Consider the following 19,522-nt stretch of genomic DNA (forward strand, 5'->3'; position numbering starts at 1 on the left):
CTGGGGCAGTGCCGATCGGCTCCTCTCAATCGAGGATGACCGCTACGGACTTACTCAGTATAGCTACAGCCCCTCGGGCGAGCTGACGATGGCTACCTATGCTGATGGCAGGAAGGAGTATCGTCTCTCCGACAAGGTGGGCAATCTGTATAACGATCCCGACAAGAAGCTACGCAAGTACCTCGAAGGAGGTCGTATCGAGAAGTCGGGAGAATGGACATTTAAGTATGACAAAGATGGACAACTCATAGAGAAGTTCCGAGGTAAGGCTGGCATCTTCGGAACGAAGAAGGATCGCTGGGAGTATAGCTGGAATCAGAACGGTACACTCAAGGGCGTCTTTGCTCCTCATCGTCGTGGACACTGGACGCGCTTCACCTACAATGCCCTCGGTCGTCGCCTGACGAAGCTCGGGGATGCTAGCTTCCACTACCTGTGGAATGGTAATGTCCCACTTCACGAATGGCGAACGGGTGAGCGCTATGAGGATGATGGTCTGAAGTCCTACAGCGAGGATCTGAAGACTTGGCTCTTCGAAGAGGAGAGCTTCGTACCGCTGGCTCTCATCCAAGAGGGCAAGGCATACAGCATCGTCTGTGACCAACTCGGCATGCCAACGGAGGCGTACGACGAGGAGGGCAAGGAAGTGTGGTATCGTCGCTTGGATATGAACGGTAAGATCCTTGAGGAGACTCAGCCTGGGCTGAACCCCGAGGGCTATGTGTCGATACCGTTCCTTCGCCTAGATCCGAGTCAGGTACTTTCCTATTCAATGAAATAAGGAGACGACGTAGTCTACTATCCTCTAAGTATTGTTTTAACCAAGAGTATGTGATACTAGAGCAGCTACAAGCAAGCTTTTCTCCATTTTCTAATGAGGCACTACTGTTTGTTGGAGACTAAATCTAACGATAGGCCCACAATTCCCTCTTAACCTCTATTTTGCTCCCGAGAAGTTTGATCCGATGAAACTATAGCTTATGAGAATGCAGACAAGGGTTCTTCAGATTTGCTGTCTGGTTATGGGCTTCCTCGCTTGCACAAGTCACAATAGTCAGCAGGTGCAGCAAGTAACGCTGCCTGAGGTGTTTCCTATTAGTTATACCCCGACGGAACTAGATAGTCTTTATCAGCCACTTTGTAGAGATAGCTTCATCCTGCAAGAGCTACACGATGAGTTCAGGAATCCAACTGAGAGGCTGTTCCCTATGGAGCAACGGATGGCACACAAGACTTGGATTCTCGAGTTTACGTGGCGCGTGAAAGCCGATAGCCTCATCACGGTTTGGTATGTGAGAGAAGCCGATACCTTGAGAAAACTAAGACACTTTAGATTCTCAGAGCATGATGAGTTCTAGCCATTGATCTTTCCTTCCCCTTGGTCGCTATTCTGATTCAGTGAAGTAATAGAAGTGTAGTTTATGAGCATGTTCACGAAGATTCTTCAGGTTTCTTGCCTTATCCCTAGTCTCCTCGCCTGCACAGGTCCTAGTAGGGAGCAATCGCAACAAATACCGCCTCAGCAGCTCCCGACCAGCTATACACCCATGGAGCTGGATAGCCTCTATGAGCCTCTTTGTCGGGATAGCTTTATCTTGCAAGAGAAGCATGATGAATTTCGGCATCCCGTGGAGCAACAATTTCCGATGAAGCAACGCTTGGCGCATAATACATGGATACTAGAGTTTACTTGGAGAGTTAAAGATGATACTCTTATCACGGTTTGGTACATCCGCGAAGCCGACACACTAAGAATCTTGGATAGATATATATACTCCGAGTACGCTGAGTTTTAAGCATCTACCGCACCCTGATCAGATGGAGTAGATAGGGTCATCCGGTGTGTGGGCTGTCCCATTTGTCTTTACTACTACCCTTGTGGGGGGAGTATACAAGTAGGTATTCTTTGTAGAGGAGACTTGTGTGTATAAATATTAAGTAGTACCTTTGCATCCGCTGAGGGAGGAGAGCTGAGCCCTGGGTAGCTCAAATCCTAAAGCTTGGAGAGATGGCAGAGTGGTCGATCGCGGCGGTCTTGAAAACCGTTGAACTGAGAGGTTCCGGGGGTTCGAATCCCTCTCTCTCCGCCGATAGAGACCCCAATCAAGTAGATACTTGGTTGGGGGCTCTGCCTATTTTGGGGGATAGACTGTCCCAAATACCAAGGTGGAACCCAATAATCTTATCCATTGAGCCCTTTTCCCTAAGAGATATAGAGTGCTGATTATTAGACGAAATCGTCTTAGTTGGTACGATCATATACCTAAATGTGTCTACCTTTTTTGTCTCCGAATAACGATAAGTTGGTATAAACCATATATATTTGTAGCATCAAACAAATAGACATCACGATCATGAACAGATTTCTACAACGGTTGCCACGCTTAGGTTTTCGTCTGAAGGTAGCCCTACTGCTCATGGGCGGTATCACAGTAGGCTTAGTCGGGCTCTTCCTCTACCTGCTCAGGTTTCATACCTATCTAGGGGATGATCCTTCGGCCTGCGTCAACTGCCACATCATGACCCCTTACTATGCTACGTGGATGCATGGTGCTCACGCCCGCAACACCACGTGTAACGACTGTCACGTACCTCACGACAACGTCTTCAGAAAGTACTTTTTCAAGGGTAAAGACGGGATGAACCACGTCTACAAGTTCGTTACGCGACAGGAACGACAGGCTATCCAAGCGATCGACGAGAGTGCAGAGGTCATCATGGAGAACTGCGTGCGGTGCCATGCTACCCTCAATACTGAGATCGTCAATACAGGGCGCATCTCCTACATGGATGTCAAGTGCGATGAGGGTAAGGCTTGCTGGGACTGCCACCGCGACGTAGCCCATGGTAAGATGAACTCGATCTCCTCGACTCCAAACGCCGAAGTACCACTACCTGACTCCCCCGTACCTGACTGGCTTCAGAAAATGATGAAATAAGCCCACCCCAAAACACAGAGTAAATAACAACAGCATAATAACAAAGACCCCAAGATTATGGCACAAAAACTAAAACGTTGGCAAGGATGGCTTCTGTTCGGAGGCTCGATGGTCGTGGTCTTCGTCCTCGGACTCATCGTCTCTTCCCTCCTCGAGCGCCGTGCCGAGGTGGTAAGCATCTACAACAACCGCAAGCACATGTTCAAGGACTCTATCGTGTCTCAGAACGAGCTCTTCGCCGAGGACTTCCCCCGCGAGTACCAGACGTGGGCTAATACTACGGATACGACCTACAAGGGTGAGTTCAATAGCTCGCAGCGCTCCGACGTCCTAGCAGCCCGTCCCGAGATGGTGGTGCTGTGGGCTGGTTACTCCTTTTCTATGGAGTACAATACCCCACGAGGCCATAAGCATGCGATCGACGATATGCGTGAGATCCTACGTACAGGTTCCCCTGGTGTAGACGGCAAGGAAGATATCCAGCCTGGTACCTGCTGGACCTGTAAGAGCCCTGACGTACCCCGCCTGATGAAGGAGAAGGGGATCGCAGAGTTCTACAAAGCTCCCTGGAGTCAGTGGGGGCCAGAGATCGTCAATACGATCGGCTGCTCTGACTGTCACGATGCTCGTTCGATGAAGCTCAAGCCCGCTCGCCCTGCTCTCTATGAGGCTTGGGCTCGTCGTGGGGAAAACGTCTCCGAGCAGTCGCACCAGCACATGCGCTCCCTCGTCTGTGCTCAGTGTCACACGGAGTACTACTTCAAGGGCGATGGTAAGTACCTCACCTTCCCCCACGACAAGGGATGGACGGTAGAAGACATGGAGGCATACTATGATGAGATGAACTACTCAGACTACACCCACAAGCTCTCACGTGCTCCCATCCTCAAGGCGCAGCACCCCGACTATGAGCTCTGGCGTATGGGTATCCATGGTCAGCGTGGTGTCTCCTGTGCTGACTGTCATATGCCCTATGTGAGTGAAGGTGGCGTGAAGTACTCCGATCACCAGATTGTGAGCCCGCTAGCTCGTATCGATAAGACCTGTCAGACCTGCCATCGCGAGGATGCGGAGACCCTGCGCCAGAATGTCTACGATCGTCAGCGCATGGCCAACGACGTACGTAACCGCGTAGAGAAGGAGCTCGCTAAGGCTCATATCGAGGCTAAGTATGCCTGGGACAAGGGGGCTACCGAACCCGAGATGAAGGCTGCACTGCAGGCTATCCGCAAGAGTCAGTGGCGCTGGGACTTCGCTGTCGCTAGCCACGGAGCCTCATTCCACGCACCACAGGAGGTGACACGTATCCTCGGACAGAGCCTCGGCTATGCTCAGGAGGCACGTATCGCTATCGCCAAGGTCCTAGCTAAGCACGGCTTCACGGGGGATGTCCCCATGCCTGACATCTCAAGCAAGGAAAAGGCTTGGGCCTATATCGGTCTTGATGGCAAGATGCTTCAGGCCGATAAGGAAAAGTTCATGAACACCGTAGTCCCCAAGTGGGTACAGTCGGCTAAGCAGCAGGGGAAGCTCATCGAACTGTAAGCTACCCTATAAGCTCAAGATAATCTCGTCTCACAACCAAACGCGGCGATAGACCTCATCGTCTACCGCCGCGCTTTCTCTCTATCCACCAACCTCATCCTCTATGTTCAATGAAGTCTGGAAAATGAAGGAGGGCTTTGTCTTCGGTGCAGGGCTGATCCTAGTAGGGCTAGCACTACAGTTTAGTGTCGGCCCTATTCACTGGTCTGACTTTGCCTTCCCGATCAACCTCATCTTCCTCATTGTATTCCTCCTCATCCTCGTTCTAGCCTACTGGCTACGTCGCCGGGTACGCCTCTTTTCCTTCCTCCTCACTGCGGAGGCAGCTGTACCGACCCTCATCTATGCAGCTGCACTTACGGTAGTGATGGGACTTACCCGGCAGGTATCGGCTCATGAGCGTGCTATAGACCCAATTGGGCTGACGCAGATGCTCTCCTTCTGGCCGTTTGTACTCGTCTATCTCCTCCTAGCCACTATAGTGGGGCTGATCACACTGCGGCAGATCCTACACTTCCGTCTGCGGGAGCTCCCCTCACTCCTCTCCCACGTCGGGCTATTCCTAGTTATCGTCACGGCTACGCTCGGTAGTGCAGATATGGAGCGTGTGAAGCTCACTGCTACCACAGATATGCCAGAGTGGCGGGCAACGCATGAGCAGGGCTTTGTAGAGCTACCACTAGCGATCCAGCTAGAGAAGTTCACGATCGATGAGTATCCTCCGAAGCTCCTCATCATCAATAGCCAGACGGGTAAGTCCGTCCCAGCTAAGAACCCCGAGATCGCACTTATCGATAAGCATTTCCGTGAGGGAAATATCCTGAAGTGGCGTATCCGAGTGCTTAAGAATCTCCCCCTAGCTGCTCCCGTCGTCACGAGTGATACGACGAAGTACGTCGAGTGGCAGTCGTCAGGTGCTGTGACAGCACTCCTCGTGGAGGCTCAGCGTATGAAGGATGGTCGTGCCGTAGGCCCCCCCACCGTAGGGTGGGTCACTTGTGGTAGCTACCTCTTCCCCTTCCAGGAACTCAAGCTTACCAAGCAGCTAAGCCTCGTCATGGCTCGCCGTGAGCCCGAGCGCTATGCCTCGCGTATCCATGTTTATACGGAGTCGCAGAAGAATATTGTCGCTACCGTCGAGGTCAATAAGCCCGTATCAGTAGATGGCTGGCGTATCTACCAGCTCAGCTATGACGAGGCGATGGGACGATGGAGTGAGACCAGTACCTTCGAGCTCGTCAAGGATCCTTGGCTCCCCGCCGTCTATGTCGGTATCTACATGCTTCTAGCTGGAGCCATACTCACCTTCATCGTCTCACAGAAACGCCGTTAAGCCCTCTAGCGGGCTTTAGGAGGGGATTACCTCTGCTCACTACAGATAGCTCCTGATCTCGTGACCTATGAGCAGAGCTACCCTTCGTCCTCTCCCTCGGCTCTAACCTCTCGATTACAATCAATCCGATTCTTATGACTTGGGATTCCTTCATATACTTTGCCTTACCCGCCCTAGCCCTATGGGCTGGTGGCGCTTGGACAGCTTGGAAGAAGCGTCCTCTCCCGACCTATCTCCTCACGGCTGCGGGGCTATTGGTCTACTTCGGCTTTATCTTCGGCCTGTGGCTCTCGCTAGAGCGTCCTCCCCTGAGAACGATGGGAGAGACACGCCTTTGGTATGCTTTCTTCCTCCCTACGGCAGGACTGATCGTCTACTCTCGCTGGCGTTATCCCTGGATCTTGGCCTTCAGTACTATCCTAGCGGGTGTCTTCACTACGATCAATCTCGTTAATCCAGACATTCATAACAAGACGCTCATGCCTGCGCTGCAGAGCCCTTGGTTCGCACCGCACGTCATCGTCTATATGTTTGCCTATGCCGTACTCGGAGCGGCGGCACTAATGTCTGCCTATATGCTGTGGTTCAAGAAGTGTCCTATCAGCGACCACGAGATGGATATTTGTGACAACCTCGTGCAGGTTGGCTGGGCATTCATGACCTTTGGTATCCTCCTTGGGGCTCTTTGGGCTAAGGAGGCTTGGGGACACTATTGGGCTTGGGACCCTAAGGAGACTTGGGCGGCAGCTACGTGGTTCGCTTACCTAGCCTATATCCATGTGCGCCTACGCTCGGAGCGTCACCGACGAGCTGCGCTCTGGGGACTCTTCATCTCCTTCGTCCTACTGCAGATGTGCTGGTAGGGGATCAACTATCTACCCTCGGCCCAGGGGGTAAGTGTCCATACCTACAGCCTAGGGTAAGTAGTCCATACCTCCACAGATATAGGCAAGCCCTATTTAAGTATATCCCCCACTTATCTCTAGGATAGGTGGGGGATATACTATTCTCGCTCGTGAATAGAGCGTGATGATAAGCGGACCGTAGGGGAGCAAAGCACGGGCGATACGAGGCTAGAGAGCCTGGAGTCCTATACCAGAGTATACTCTGCAGGGGTGTCTTACAAAAGAGAGAGGAGGTAGCCAAGAGGTCAGAGACCTTTGGCTACCTCCTCTCGGGGGAATGGCTAGGAGCTTATCCTCTATGATATGCCCTCATAGGATAGGACTAGGGAGCATCGGGGGTAAACATAGGATCCCAGGCTGGGAGCTGGACGGGCTTGGTCTTGAGGAGCTCTAGTACCTTGTCCGTAGCGTACTTCTTGTTCACCACGAGGCGGAAGGTATAGGCATCAAACCACTCGTCCGTCATGATGATATGTCCCTTGACGCCGGTCTTTTCGCCCCAGCTGTTCTCGACCTTCCACTTCGTGGGCTTACCGTTTGCATCTAGGTTTACAGCCTTCAGCGTCATAGCGTGGGTAGAGCCACTATCGAAGCTTTGTATACGCTCAGCCTTGGTCATATCGAAGGGATAGCCGAGGAGCGAGGCATAGTCATAGTTATCAAGCGCTGCGATCCCCTTGGAGCGGTCAAGCTCGCGGCCTACGTCGCAGGAGTAATACATCATCGTATTGTCTCGGAGTGAGGCTATCGCCATCTGCTTGATCTCCTCCATAGGGAGGTTTACATAGGTCCAGTTCTTGCCGTCATAGGCATGGCGGTCGAAGTCGATCTCATAGACCTTGTAGTAGGGACGGGAGGGATCATTCATGAGCATCACGAACTGATCGCGCATATCCACGCCGACGAACCTCTTATAGAAGCTCTGTGGGGTATAGGTCTCTGTGGAGATAGCCTTGCCGCTAGCATCACGTAGCGTGTAGGTGAAGCTTGTGGGAGGGACACCGAGGTTGAGACTCAGGATGCGATAGACTTGCTTGAGGCAGTTGTCCTTGCGCTTGCGTAGCTGGGCAAGGCTTTCGCCAGAGGCAGAGGCCTTGCGGATCTGTATGCCTGCCTGGCGTAGGGTGCGTGCGATCATGCTCCCCATGAGCCGAGTATCGTTGCTGGAGGCCGTCTCGGGCATGACCTCGGCTGGTACCACCCCGTACTTGATGAGATTGTCTGAGATACCGGTGAACTGCCCGCCATCGCTGATGGGGTTCTTGAAGAGCCATTCTACCTTCTTGTCGGTAACCTCTGCCTTACGGGTCTCGATGATTCCCTCGAGGAAGAGGTTGGCTTTCTCGAGCTGATCCCAGAAGAAGGAATAGTTCTGCGAGAAGAAGAAGGTACCAGACTTCTCTCGAGCCATGAACTGCGCACGTAGGACATTGAGCCCCGTGAAGAGCCAGCAACGACCACTCTGCTGTTGGTCCGAGATACCTGCACTCTTGACCTCGATGGAGAAGGAGTCCTCGATAGAGCGGGGACGGGCAGGATTGACGAAGAAGTCCTTCATCCCCTGTAGGGCGATAGCATTGTGTAGGGCACGCTCAGTCGGGGTGTTAGGTTCGCTCTTGCGCAGCTGTTCTAGGAGCTGGGGGGTGATAGCACCGTCCTTGCTCTGTGCAGAGGTGATCTCGGTCGCTCCGAGGGCTAGCACGAGTGCCAGCGAAGTAAGCAATACTGATTTCATAGGATGATGTATAAATTTAAGTGTATGTGCCTTAGGGCTGAGGGTTCTCTTCCTTGTCGAACCACGAGGCATACATCTGATAGTTATTGGCGATACGCTCGTTGAGCTCCTTGCTCTGCTCGGGGGATACCTTCTTGATGAACTTGGCGGGTGTCCCGGCATAGAGGCTGTAGGGCTCGATAATCGTCTTAGCTAGGACGACAGAGCCAGCTGCTACGATAGCCCCCTCGCCTACGATAGCATCATCCATCACGACAGAGCCCATACCGATGAGGGCGTAGTCCCGTATGTGGCAGCCGTGTAGGGTGACGTTGTGACCGATCGAGACGTTGTCGCCGATCTCGATCGTAGACTTTTGGTAGAGGGTATGCAGGATAGAGCCATCCTGGATATTGACATTGCGTCCGATACGGATGGAGTTCACATCGCCCCGAAGGACGGCATTAAACCACACACTGCATCCATCACCGAGGACGACATCCCCGACGACGGTAGCATTGACTGCGAGGAAGCAATCTTCGCCGATCTGAGGTGTAAAGCCTCGTACGGACTGTATGAAAGCCATAGGATAGAGGTTGATTATTGAGTGAGTAGGATAATATATTAGTAGAAGAGGCTACACCACGGGAGGGTGATGTAGCCTCTTAGGAAGGTCTCTATGGGAGTGCCTAGAATAGCTTCGTGGGATACTCGCCAGCGTCTACTAGTGCCTGTATCTTCGCCACTACATCTGGGCGGTCAGCAGCGTAGGTGACCCCGAACCACTGGTCTGGAGTGTCAAGTACCTCGACCGTGACCTTATGCTCGGCGACGAGTAGATTGACGGGTAGGGGGATGTAGTACTCGAACTTGGGGTTCGTATCTAGAGCCTTCAGGAAGTGGCAGAAGAGCTCATTGGAGTAGTCAAAGTAGTCGGGAGTGAAGCCCCACATATTCATAGATACGGGGGTATTCTCCTCGAGGTACTGAGTCGTACCGTTCTCGTCGGTGAAGCAGATACGTCCTGCATCATCGCGTGAGATAGCAGTACGCTCGACGACCTCGGTGAGGAAGCCCTTTTCGTCTACCTGGCAGACACCACGGGCGACGGAGCCACTCTCGCTAAGGGTATTGCCCACACGATAGCCGATCATGCAGTACTTGTCACGAGTGTCAGAGAAGCTACGGAGCTTGTCTGCTAGGGTAGCGAAGCCATGACGACCATAGAAGTCATCGGCATTGATCACAGCGAAGGGCTCCCGTACGACAGACTCTGCCATCATTACAGCGTGGTTGGTACCCCAAGGCTTCTCACGCCCCTCTGGTACCGTGAAGCCCTCAGGGAGCTTGTCGAGATCCTGGAATACAACCTCTACAGGGATCTTATGCTCGTACTTGGAGATAATCTTTTCTCGGAACTCCTTCTCGAAGGTGTGACGAATGACGAAGACGACCTTGCCGAAGCCTGCACGTATAGCATCGTAGATCGAGTAGTCCATGATCGTCTCTCTTGAGGGGCCTAGTCCGTCGAGCTGCTTGAGCCCTCCGTAGCGGCTACCCATACCTGCGGCGAGTACGACGAGTGTTGGTTGTTTCATTGTGCTTCTTACTTGTTATATAGTTATTCTTACTATAGACGGAGCTATTTCTTCTTTACCGTGAGCTTCTGCCCGACACTGAGGTGGTCGGAGGAGAGTCCGTTGGAGCGCTTGAGCTCGCTGACAGAGACTCCGTACTTGCGGGCGATGGAGGAGAGGGTCTCCCCAGAGTGTACGCGGTGATGAGAGGATTGGCTCTTGGAGCCCTTTTCTCTCTTGGATCGTTTACTCTGCTTGCCTCTGCGGCCTCTTCTGGTGGTGACTTCCTCTTCGTCCTCCTCCTGACTCTCTTGCTGCCCCTTCCTAGCACTACTGCTAGGCCCTTCGAGGTTTACTCTGAGTTCGGGTGAGGATACGCCCTCACCGACACTATCTAGCTTGAGGATAGCAGAGAGGGGAAGGCGGACGGGGTAGGGCGTGTTGTTCCCGGGGATGATCCCTCGGCGGAACTGGGGATTGAAGGCTGAAATCGTCTCCTGGTCTACTCCGGTAAGCTCTGCAATACGCTCGAAGGTCACCCGGTGGGATGCCGTGTAGTAGTCGGTAGCCAAGGGGCGCCCAAGTTCGCGGGGGAAGATCCCATACTCACGATGGTAGTGCATCGCAAAGTAAGCCCCGATGAAGAGAGGGATATAGCGACGGGTCTCATTGGGGAGGAAGCGATAGATGTCCCAGAAGTTGGCCTTAGAGACTCCCGCACGCTTGAGGGCTCGATTGACATTCCCAGGGCCACAGTTGTAGGCTGCTAGGACGAGCCACCAGTCTCGATAGATGCTATAGAGATCCTTTAGGAAGCGACAGGCAGCCTCGGTACTCTTGATCGGATCCATTCGCTCATCCACGAGGCTATTGACCGAGAGGCCGTAGATCTTACCCGTGGGGAGCATGAGTTGCCACAGACCGGCTGCCCCTGCTGGAGAGATCGCCTTGGGGTTGAGGGCCGACTCTACGATGACCAGATAGCGGAGCTCCATAGGGAGACCATTCTTGTCTAGGGTCACCTCTATCTCAGGGAAGTATAGGTCTGCTAGGGAGAGCATGGAGCTGAGTAGCCCCCTTCGCTTGAAGAGGTAGAGCTCGATAGCTTCGCGTACGAGAGGGTTGTAGCTGAAGTGCATCGCCGAGGGCATCTTGTTCAGCATACGTATGTACACGCTGTCTGGAGTGTAGGGGACGGCTACGGAGGAGGGGACGACACGGCTATTGGTACGAGCCCCCTTGTGTAGGCCATACCCTCTATACCACTGCTCGAGCAGAGCCTCCACATCCTGATCTAGGGAGGAGGGTAGTGTGATGGGGTCTAGTAGAGCCGAGGCGAGAGATAGGCTCGAGGGGGTACGGCCACGAAGGCTATCCGTCTGTGCCTGTAGTGTGAGTGTAGAAAAAAGAACTAACGAAGAGGCGATTACCTTGAGATAGGATTTCATCGGGTATCCATATTAGAAGGTGAGGCTACAGTTCACCCCCAGCTGATAGGAGGGGGCTCCGAGCTTAGGTAGTCCCACCTCCGGGACTACCCTCAATGATAGATCTGGACTGATGTCAAAGGTGTAGAGCTCTGCGTCTACATAGGCGTCTAGGATAGAGAGTCCGTAGACGAGCACACTGACGACGATACTCAGGTCTCGGTAGCGTCGGTAGAAGTCGTTTCCACGCTTGAGTGTTTGCTTGAGTGAGGAGTACTGAGCATAGTTCTCTGCCTTGGCACCTGTAGGAGCGAAGACTAGCCAGGCGGTGTTCTTCGACGGGTCTTCGCTCATGATGTCTCTATAGGCGGCGTGGTACTCCTGATACTGACGGTGATTCCACGAGACCGCATAGTAGCAAGCCATGAATGCACCCCAGACGATGGGGAGCTTCCAGTACTTGCGATTGTATATCTGTCCCCCACCGGGGAGTAGAGCCCAGAGCATAGCACGCCCTGAGCTAGGCTTCCAGAGACTGCGCTCTATCGACTGCTCTAGTGCCCGAGTATCTACCGTATCCTGCCGGCTAGTGTTATCAGCCCATAGGCTGAGGTACCCATCCTGCGTCGTGGAGTGCTTAGATACACTGCCGAGGGACGAGGCTACGAGGGGAGGATAAGTCTCTATCCTTAGCTGACTAGTGTCTATAGCTGGCGAAGCCCCCGCAGATAGGTATGCCGGGAAGCTCAGCAGAGAGAGGAGGGTGAGGAGACAGATACGCACGGGAGATACTTATAGACTAATGCTGGAGCTTCTCCAGGAGCTGCATGATACGTCCCAGCTCCTTATCGCTGGAGAAGGGTATGGTGAGCTTGCCTCTACCCTCGGCGTCACTTCGGAGGGTGACCTTGGTCGTCAGCACCTGCGAGAGCTGTCGCTCGAATAGACGGTAGTCTGCTCGGCGTACCATCCGAGGGGCGGTGCGCTTCTGGGTCTCCTGCTCGACCTCCTCGGTATGCTGCTCCTTGATCGCTCGAGCCAGTTCCTCGACAGCTCGTACACTCAGGTGCTCCTGGACGATGAGGTTGTAGAGCTCGATCTGTCGCTCCGTATCATCTATCTGTAGGAGGGCACGAGCGTGCCCCATGTCGATCAGCCTCTGGGTGAGCCCTAGCTGTAGCTCAGCAGGGAGGCGCAGGAGGCGCAGGTAGTTGGTGACTGTCGCACGCTTCTTGCCGACACGCTCTGCGAGCTCCTCATGCTTTAGGTGATGGAGCTCGATGAGGTGCTGGTAGGCTAGTGCGATCTCGATGGCATTGAGATCCTCTCGCTGGATATTCTCCACGAGGGCAAGCTCCATGATCTCCTCGGGCTTCGTAGGGCGTACATAGGCGGGTAGGGTAGCGAGTCCTGCCATCTGAGCGGCTCTCCAGCGTCGCTCTCCAGAGATCAGGAGATACTGCTCTGGGTTGATCTGCTGTACCGTAATAGGCTGTACCAAGCCAATAGAGCGAAGAGAGGCTGCTAGCTCGGCTAGCTTCTCCTCGTCAAACTCCCGACGTGGTTGGTTACTATTCGGTACAATCTGCCCAATCGCAAGCTCTTGGATGGACGAAGCTCCCGTGCTGGGCTCGGGATCACCTCCTAGGAGATCTCCTAACCCTCGGCCTAGTACATTCTTATTCTTCCCTTTGGTCATCTACTTGTTTTTATTGATGAGCTCTGTCGCTAGCTGTAGGTGATTGACTGCGCCACGGCTGTCGGCATCATAGAGTAGAGCTGGCAGCCCGTGGCTAGGAGCCTCTCCTAGCTTGACATTGCGCTGGATCACAGTCTCGAAGACGAGGCTCTTGAAGTGTCCCTTGACCTCCTCGTAGATCTGATTGTTCAGTCGCGTACGGCTATCGTACATCGTCATTAGGAAGCCCTCGATCTCCAGCTTGGGGTTGAGTCTCTGACGCACGATACGTATGGTGTTCAGGAGCTTAGAGATACCCTCTAGTGCAAAGTACTCACACTGTACGGGGATCAGTACGGAGTCTGACGCCACGAGAGCATTCACCGTGATGACCCCTAGCGAGGGAGAGCAGTCGATGAGCATATAGTCGTACCGGTCTGCTATGGGCTCTAGTATCCCCTTGAGTACGTATTCACGCTTGTCACGCTCCAGGAGCTCTAGGTCAGCTCCGGCAAGGTCGATATGTGAGGGGAGGATGTCCAGCCCCTCTACCACCGTGGGGATGATGACCTCCTGAGCCGGTAGGGCGGAGCATAGACACTCGTAGATTGTCTTACCGACTTGGGAGCTCTCGATCCCAATACCAGAGGAGGCGTTAGCCTGAGGGTCGGTGTCGACGAGGAGCACTCGCTTGCCTAGTGAGGCCAAGGATGCGGCTAGGTTGATAGCCGTCGTAGTCTTACCCACGCCACCCTTTTGGTTGGCCAGAGCGATGATCTTGCCCATTATACTATTACTCTATTGCCTAAACGTATCTTCTCCCAACTATGGTCTATACACTGATGACCATTAGCCGGTTCAATTAACCTCCAAAACTACTATTTCTCGCCGATATATTCATCTTCTCGCTCCTATTCGTCACTGATAAAGCGCCATAACTCCACAATGGAGTATCCCATATCTGTACCTAAACGAGATAGATGGGATATGATATTGGGCGATTAGCTTAGCTTGAGGGGAGCGCTGACACAAGTGGTGTCTGGAGAAAGATGATTTTTCCCACGAAGAATAGTTATAGGGGTACCCATCCACCACTTACTTCATATGATTAAGAATTATCTTAATCGTTCACATAGGGAGTGAGATATTATTATCATTCATGAAGATAAAATTCCCAAGTCCTCCAACTAAAAAGGGGATGATCAAGTCATCCCCTTAGTGAGGTTCCAGTCGCAGGCTAGCCACGGCTAGACCCGCCACAAAGATAATCAATTCTGTCGGAAGAGTAATCACCACCCAGGGCTATCATACAGCTAACCAGAGGAGTCTAGGTGTGCTCAATAATTCTGCAGCAAGGTGGTAATCATCGTCAAGCAAAGCTATCGGGATAACTCCTAATTCTTGGATCTTTCGAGGGCTGTGGTCTACGGCCGAGATAGCGAGCTGTTCGACCGACGGTACGGCTCCTCTACCTTGGCGCTGTGTCTCGTCCCCCACCTCCACCCACAACTATCTCATGGACTGCATCAGAATCTTGCTGAGCAGAGCCTTCATACACGTGTACCCCCATAGCTCATGCACACATACATATAATGTGTAGCCTCTCCCCACACAGTCATCCCAAAGATGAGAAGGAGGCTTAGGACATAGCCTCATAAAGCTAGAGGCAAGAGCAGTGGAAGCAAAGCTGAGAAATGGGGGCTGATAGCCCTCCGGAGCTCGGGGTAGTCTACAGGGCTAGATAGGTGGGGGGGACATATGTGTTCACTTGAGACCGAGGTAGGAGAGGCTGAGGCGTATCCCTTTGAGTAGAAGTATCTGTATCCTAGGAGTAACTTCATGAGTCTACACTTGCCATCTAGGAGGGAAGGGTATACACGTGTGTACACTCCAGTATACCCACGTGTACACTCCAGTGTACACGCGTGTACACAACCATACTCTAAGTATAGTCTCAGTAGGGGACTCTAATGTCTCTCTCTCGGGACTAACACCTGGACACCCCAGAGATGCGACTAAGGCTCTCTATCGGATGTGGAATAATCCTCCTAGAGAGCTAGAGACCAGAATAGATAAGGGGGGCTATGTGTCAGCCCTAAGATGAGTGAGGGATAGCTTGGCTGGTGGTGAGAGCCTATTGTGTAATGGTATAGGAGGAGGTATGAAGGTATAGTAGATAGAGCCCCGTTACTTCTTCCTGTGGAGCCACGGGCAGAGCACGACCTCTGCTAGATCCACCAAAATAAAGAGCACCACCCCAACGAGGCTCAGTAGGGCAATGCCAGCATACATATCTAGATAGTCTATTCGCATCCAAGCATCCGTAATATAGTAGCCTAGTCCAAGGGTAGTCCCATAGGTCTCTGTCACGAAGAGAACAGAGATAGCCGTACCTATCGCAACCCGAAGAGCAGACAATGAGGCAGGTAGGATAGCAGGTAGGAGTACCTGACGGAGTAGCCCTAGGGTATTAGCTCCTAGTGAACGAGTGAGCATAAAGTGCTCTGCTGGTATCGTCATCAGAGCATCCCTCATCGATACGGCCAGCTGGAATAGAATGATCAAGACGATCATAACGACCTTTGTCACCTCGCCAAGACCACCTAGGAGCATCACGACGGGTAGAAGTGCTAGCTTGGGGATCGGATAAGAGAAATAGATAAAGGTCGAGAATACTCTCCCGACTCGAGGCGACAGGACGGCAGTAAGGGATATGCCCCAGGCGAGGAAAAGAGCTATCGCCACTCCCCATCCGATGCGCTCCAGGCTAGCCAAGGAATGCACTAATAGCTGTGCCCAGTCCATCGTGAGCATGTGTCGGTAGACCTCCCATGGTGCAGGGAGCACAGTCGAGTGCAAGGCATAGTATCCTCCTATCCATATCAGGTGTAAGATGGATGCCCCGAATAGTAGCTGTAGGAGATGTCTACTGAAGCGCCTCATCGATCTGGAGTAGGAGTTGTGTTAGCTCATCCTTTGTTGGATGCCTTAGATCGGTGAGCAGGGTACCCCTTCCTATGAGGAGCGTACGGGAGGTAAGCTTCGTAGCTTCCTCAGGACTATGGGTCACTAGGAGGGTCGGGGTCGGATAACGTTGCCAAAGTTCGGCAAAGAGATCTCGGCAACGCTCGGCTGTGGCTATATCAAGGGCAGAGAATGCCTCATCTAAGAGCAGGAGGTCGGGGCGCATGATGAAGGCTCTGGCTAGAGCTACACGCTGCCTCTGTCCTCCACTTAGTTCGCTCGGATAGCGACCGAGTAGGGACTGGATGTCTAGTGTGTGTAGGATTGAGCTCTGTAGCTCTTCACTCACGATACGCTTCCCTAGGGAGTGGGGTAGGAGGATGTTCTCTCGTACACGCTTCCATGGGAGGAGTCCGTACTGCTGGGGGACGAGGGCTATCTGGTGTCTCTTGGGATCTAATGGTAGCCCGTTCAGCATAATGCTTCCAGAGGTGGGCTCTATGATCCCCGATAGACAATGTATGAGGGTAGACTTACCTCCCCCCGAAGGGCCTATGACGGAGACAATCTCTTCTCCAATGGAGGCTGATACACCAGTAAGTATTGGCTGTTTCTTCCCCTGCCGACTAGTATAGGAGGCGGATAGGCTCTGTATATGTAGTGCAGGAGGGGTATCCATAATTGAGGGAGGGACTGACGTAAGTCCTAGTCCGAGATATTTAGTCCGTGAGCTGCAGACCGACAAGTCCCGTGGGCTCATAGCTCGGAGAGACGAGGCCACGCCCCTTCATCCAGTCTAGGATGGGGAGTAGATCCTCTTCTCGGGGCTGGGTCGCAGTGGTATAGGTCGGCAGAGGGAGAGTCTTTGCTACCTTAGGCGTTATACCCAGTAGATCCTGAAGGACACCTATCCATTCCTCTCTAGGATGAGTATTGAGGTAGGCTACAGCCTGATCATAACCGACAACGAAGGAGGTAAGAGCTGATTCCTTCGCTTTCACCGACGAGGAGAGGAAGACGAGTCCCGTGATGTTGCTCGTTAGATGAGAAGGAAGATCAATGACCTTGAGCCCCTCGGCAGCAGCCATACTAGCGTACGGCTCAGGGAGGATCGCACCATCGAGCTCCCCAGATCGGAGCATCTCGAGGCGGATAGGTATCCGCTGCACCTCTACTCGTTCGTAGGGAATAGGTTGCCCGCCCTCTACTAACGCATGCTCCGTCGCGTACTCAATGAGCGTATTGGAGGACAGCCCGATACGGCCACCTCTGAGGTCTGCTAGGGTATTGAGTTGTGGTTTCTTACCTAGGACAAGGCGGAAGGCTCCCTGACAGGCGATGGGGAGCTGTACCTTGGTCCCCTTGCTCTGTAGGAGCATAGCCCCCATATAGTCTGTCACTGAGGCATCGACAGCTCCTGTCTGGAGGGCTGCATCACGCTCCATAGGCGAGGAGAAGCGCACGAGACGGATGGGCTTTGCAAAGAAGCCCTTTTGCTCCGCTATAGCTATGGGGAGGTAGTCCACTGAGGGCATGACCCCGATGATGAGTACCGAGCTATCGCTCTCTGCTCCCCGTTGCTTACCTCCACTACAGGAGGAGATACTAGCTGTCATGAGGACGAGAGCCGTAGCACAAAGGCTGATCGCCCCCGTGAGTCTATGCCTTAGTTTCATTCTTCTTATCTTTTTGTTGAGTCTCCCTCTTCTTCTTGCGCTCCTGTGCAGCGAAGTAACGGCAGTACGGAGCTAGCCCACACTCCCAGCAGTGAGGCTTGCGTGCGACACAGATGTATCGTCCGTGCAGGATTAGCCAGTGGTGAGCCTTAGGGATGAGAGCCTCTGGGATGTACTTGATGAGGGTAAGCTCGGTTTCGAGGGGTGTCTTGGCATTTGTCGTTAGTCCGATACGATTGGCCACGCGGAATACATGCGTATCTACAGCCATCGTTGGGCGATGGTAGACGACAGCAGCGATCACATTGGCTGTCTTGCGTCCTACGCCTGGGAGTTTCATGAGTTGCTCCCGCTCCTCAGGTACCTCACCTCCGAACTGCTCCACGAGCATCTTGGCCATAGAGACTAGATACTTAGCCTTGGAGTTGGGATAGCTTACACTACGGATGAGTTCAAAGATATCCTCCACCTCTGCCTGAGCCATGATCTCCGCCGTGGGATATTGCTTGAAGAGGCGTGGGGTGATCATGTTCACCCGCTTGTCTGTGCACTGGGCTGAGAGGATGACTGCGACTAGTAGCTCGAAGGGAGTCGAGTAGTGTAGCTCAGTCTCAGCTACAGGCATATGCTCCTCGAACCAAGCTAAGACTACTTCGTAGCGTTCCTTGCGTGTCACAGTTCTATTAGGTAGGGGATGAGGTGACTACTCAGCACCTTGGAATTGCTCGAGGAAGCGTACATCATTCTCGGAGAAGAGACGTAGGTCACTCACCCGATACTTGAGGTTGGTGATACGCTCTACTCCCATCCCGAGAGCATAGCCAGAGTACTTGCGACTATCGATACCACAGTTCTCTAGGACATTGGGATCGACCATACCACAGCCGAGGATCTCTACCCAGCCAGTGTGCTTACAGAAGTTACATCCTGAGCCGCCACATATATTACAAGAGATGTCCATCTCTGCAGAGGGCTCGGTGAAGGGGAAGTAGGAGGGACGTAGGCGAATCTTCGTCTCGCTACCAAACATCTCCTGAGCGAAGTAGAGCAAGACCTGCTTGAGATCAGCAAAGGAGACGTTCTCGTCCACGTAGAGAGCCTCTACCTGATGAAAGAAGCAGTGGGCACGATAAGAGATAGCCTCGTTGCGATATACACGCCCTGGGCAGATGATGCGAATAGGTGGTTGAGCGCCGAGCATTGCACGAGTCTGTACCGACGAGGTGTGGGTGCGGAGGAGGGTGTCAGGAGTATTACGCACGAAGAAGGTATCCTGCATATCACGAGCAGGATGATCCTCTGCGAAGTTGAGCAGAGAGAATACATGGTCATCATCCTCCACCTCAGGCCCCTCAGCGATAGCAAACCCTAGACGAGCAAAGATAGAAGTAATCTCCTGCTGAACGAGGGTCAGTGGGTGACGTGTACCTAGGCGTACAGGATAGGCCGTACGTGTCCAGTCGATCGCCTCAGCCTCCCCCTTGGTAGAGGAGAGCGCCTCCCTCAGGGCATTGATCTTGGCGATGGTAGCCTCCTTCAGGACATTGAGCTGCTGCCCCACGAGTCGCTTTTCCTCATTGGGGACGGTCTTGAATTCATCGAATAGCTGGGAGATAAGCCCCTTCTTGCTGATATATTTAATACGAAGATCCTCGACCTCTTGTGCTGTCTGCGCCGTCAGAGCCTCTACCTGATCACGTAGCTGTTGTATTCTTTCTTGCATGAGTTATTCGCTTTTTCGGGTCGTAAAGTTAGTGAATAGTT

At 53.0% G+C, this 19,522-nt stretch carries 18 protein-coding genes and 1 tRNA gene; 6 read left to right on the forward strand and 13 right to left on the reverse strand.

Annotated elements, in window-relative coordinates; genetic code table 11:
* Window positions 1-88 precede the first annotated feature (88 nt).
* Window positions 89-781, forward strand: a complete 693-nt coding sequence (locus tag QZ170_RS00345; protein ID WP_297175819.1) for a hypothetical protein — start codon at window positions 89-91, stop codon at window positions 779-781.
* A 604-nt stretch (window positions 782-1,385) separates the two neighbouring features.
* Here the strand turns inward: QZ170_RS00345 and QZ170_RS00350 are convergent.
* Window positions 1,386-1,625: a hypothetical protein gene (locus tag QZ170_RS00350; protein ID WP_297175820.1), complete on the reverse strand. Its 240-nt coding sequence runs from the start codon at window positions 1,623-1,625 to the stop codon at window positions 1,386-1,388.
* 377 nt (window positions 1,626-2,002) lie between these two features.
* On the opposite strand from QZ170_RS00350, the gene QZ170_RS00355 reads away from it, so the two are divergent.
* The 5 genes from QZ170_RS00355 (at window position 2,003) to ccsA (ending at window position 6,680) form a co-directional block, all read left to right on the forward strand.
* Window positions 2,003-2,087: transfer RNA gene (locus tag QZ170_RS00355), tRNA-Ser, on the forward strand.
* A gap of 267 nt (window positions 2,088-2,354) precedes the next feature.
* Window positions 2,355-2,939 (forward strand): cytochrome c nitrite reductase small subunit, encoded by a 585-nt coding sequence (gene nrfH, locus QZ170_RS00360; protein ID WP_297175821.1) that lies wholly within the window; start codon window positions 2,355-2,357, stop codon window positions 2,937-2,939.
* A gap of 57 nt (window positions 2,940-2,996) precedes the next feature.
* Window positions 2,997-4,484, forward strand: a complete 1,488-nt coding sequence (nrfA, locus tag QZ170_RS00365; RefSeq protein ID WP_297175822.1) for an ammonia-forming cytochrome c nitrite reductase — start codon at window positions 2,997-2,999, stop codon at window positions 4,482-4,484.
* A 103-nt stretch (window positions 4,485-4,587) separates the two neighbouring features.
* Window positions 4,588-5,817: a cytochrome c biogenesis protein ResB gene (locus QZ170_RS00370; RefSeq protein ID WP_297175823.1), complete on the forward strand. Its 1,230-nt coding sequence runs from the start codon at window positions 4,588-4,590 to the stop codon at window positions 5,815-5,817.
* A 134-nt stretch (window positions 5,818-5,951) separates the two neighbouring features.
* Window positions 5,952-6,680, forward strand: a complete 729-nt coding sequence (gene ccsA / locus QZ170_RS00375) for a cytochrome c biogenesis protein CcsA (RefSeq protein ID WP_297175824.1) — start codon at window positions 5,952-5,954, stop codon at window positions 6,678-6,680.
* Between the two features lie 364 nt (window positions 6,681-7,044).
* Here the strand turns inward: ccsA and QZ170_RS00380 are convergent, their stop codons facing one another.
* The 12 genes from QZ170_RS00380 to pheS all read right to left on the reverse strand — a co-directional run bounded on the left by QZ170_RS00380 (window position 7,045) and on the right by pheS (window position 19,481).
* A complete protein-coding gene (locus QZ170_RS00380) occupies window positions 7,045-8,457 on the reverse strand; it encodes a C1 family peptidase (protein WP_297175825.1) in 1,413 nt (470 codons plus the stop codon).
* A gap of 31 nt (window positions 8,458-8,488) precedes the next feature.
* The gene (locus tag QZ170_RS00385) at window positions 8,489-9,022 is read right to left on the reverse strand and encodes a gamma carbonic anhydrase family protein (protein ID WP_297175826.1); all 534 of its coding nucleotides are present in this window, start codon (window positions 9,020-9,022) and stop codon (window positions 8,489-8,491) included.
* Between the two features lie 103 nt (window positions 9,023-9,125).
* Complete coding sequence (locus QZ170_RS00390) at window positions 9,126-10,034, reverse strand: sugar phosphate nucleotidyltransferase (RefSeq protein WP_297175827.1); 909 nt, start codon at window positions 10,032-10,034, stop codon at window positions 9,126-9,128.
* Between the two features lie 44 nt (window positions 10,035-10,078).
* Window positions 10,079-11,461, reverse strand: coding sequence for a lytic transglycosylase domain-containing protein (locus QZ170_RS00395; RefSeq protein ID WP_297175828.1), 1,383 nt, complete (start codon window positions 11,459-11,461; stop codon window positions 10,079-10,081).
* 12 nt (window positions 11,462-11,473) lie between these two features.
* Entirely contained in the window at window positions 11,474-12,223 is a 750-nt protein-coding gene (locus QZ170_RS00400) for a DUF5683 domain-containing protein (protein ID WP_297175829.1), read from the reverse strand.
* Between the two features lie 16 nt (window positions 12,224-12,239).
* Window positions 12,240-13,139, reverse strand: coding sequence for a ParB/RepB/Spo0J family partition protein (locus QZ170_RS00405; protein WP_297175830.1), 900 nt, complete (start codon window positions 13,137-13,139; stop codon window positions 12,240-12,242).
* Complete coding sequence (locus tag QZ170_RS00410) at window positions 13,140-13,904, reverse strand: AAA family ATPase (RefSeq protein ID WP_297175831.1); 765 nt, start codon at window positions 13,902-13,904, stop codon at window positions 13,140-13,142.
* Between the two features lie 1,401 nt (window positions 13,905-15,305).
* Window positions 15,306-16,061 carry an ABC transporter permease subunit gene (locus QZ170_RS00415; protein WP_297175832.1) on the reverse strand — a complete coding sequence of 252 codons (756 nt, stop codon included), beginning with the start codon at window positions 16,059-16,061 and terminating at the stop codon, window positions 15,306-15,308.
* Entirely contained in the window at window positions 16,045-16,842 is a 798-nt protein-coding gene (locus QZ170_RS00420) for an ATP-binding cassette domain-containing protein (RefSeq protein WP_365299573.1), read from the reverse strand. The genes QZ170_RS00415 and QZ170_RS00420 overlap by 17 nt, the downstream gene beginning before the upstream one ends.
* Window positions 16,802-17,758 carry an ABC transporter substrate-binding protein gene (locus QZ170_RS00425; protein ID WP_297175834.1) on the reverse strand — a complete coding sequence of 319 codons (957 nt, stop codon included), beginning with the start codon at window positions 17,756-17,758 and terminating at the stop codon, window positions 16,802-16,804. The genes QZ170_RS00420 and QZ170_RS00425 overlap by 41 nt, the downstream gene beginning before the upstream one ends.
* Window positions 17,742-18,434, reverse strand: a complete 693-nt coding sequence (nth, locus tag QZ170_RS00430; protein WP_297175835.1) for an endonuclease III — start codon at window positions 18,432-18,434, stop codon at window positions 17,742-17,744. The genes QZ170_RS00425 and nth overlap by 17 nt, the downstream gene beginning before the upstream one ends.
* A gap of 27 nt (window positions 18,435-18,461) precedes the next feature.
* Window positions 18,462-19,481: a phenylalanine--tRNA ligase subunit alpha gene (gene pheS, locus QZ170_RS00435; RefSeq protein WP_297175836.1), complete on the reverse strand. Its 1,020-nt coding sequence runs from the start codon at window positions 19,479-19,481 to the stop codon at window positions 18,462-18,464.
* Window positions 19,482-19,522: the final 41 nt, after the last annotated feature.

Source organism: uncultured Porphyromonas sp. (genome assembly GCF_905372525.1).
In the GTDB taxonomy this organism is placed as follows: domain Bacteria; phylum Bacteroidota; class Bacteroidia; order Bacteroidales; family Porphyromonadaceae; genus Porphyromonas.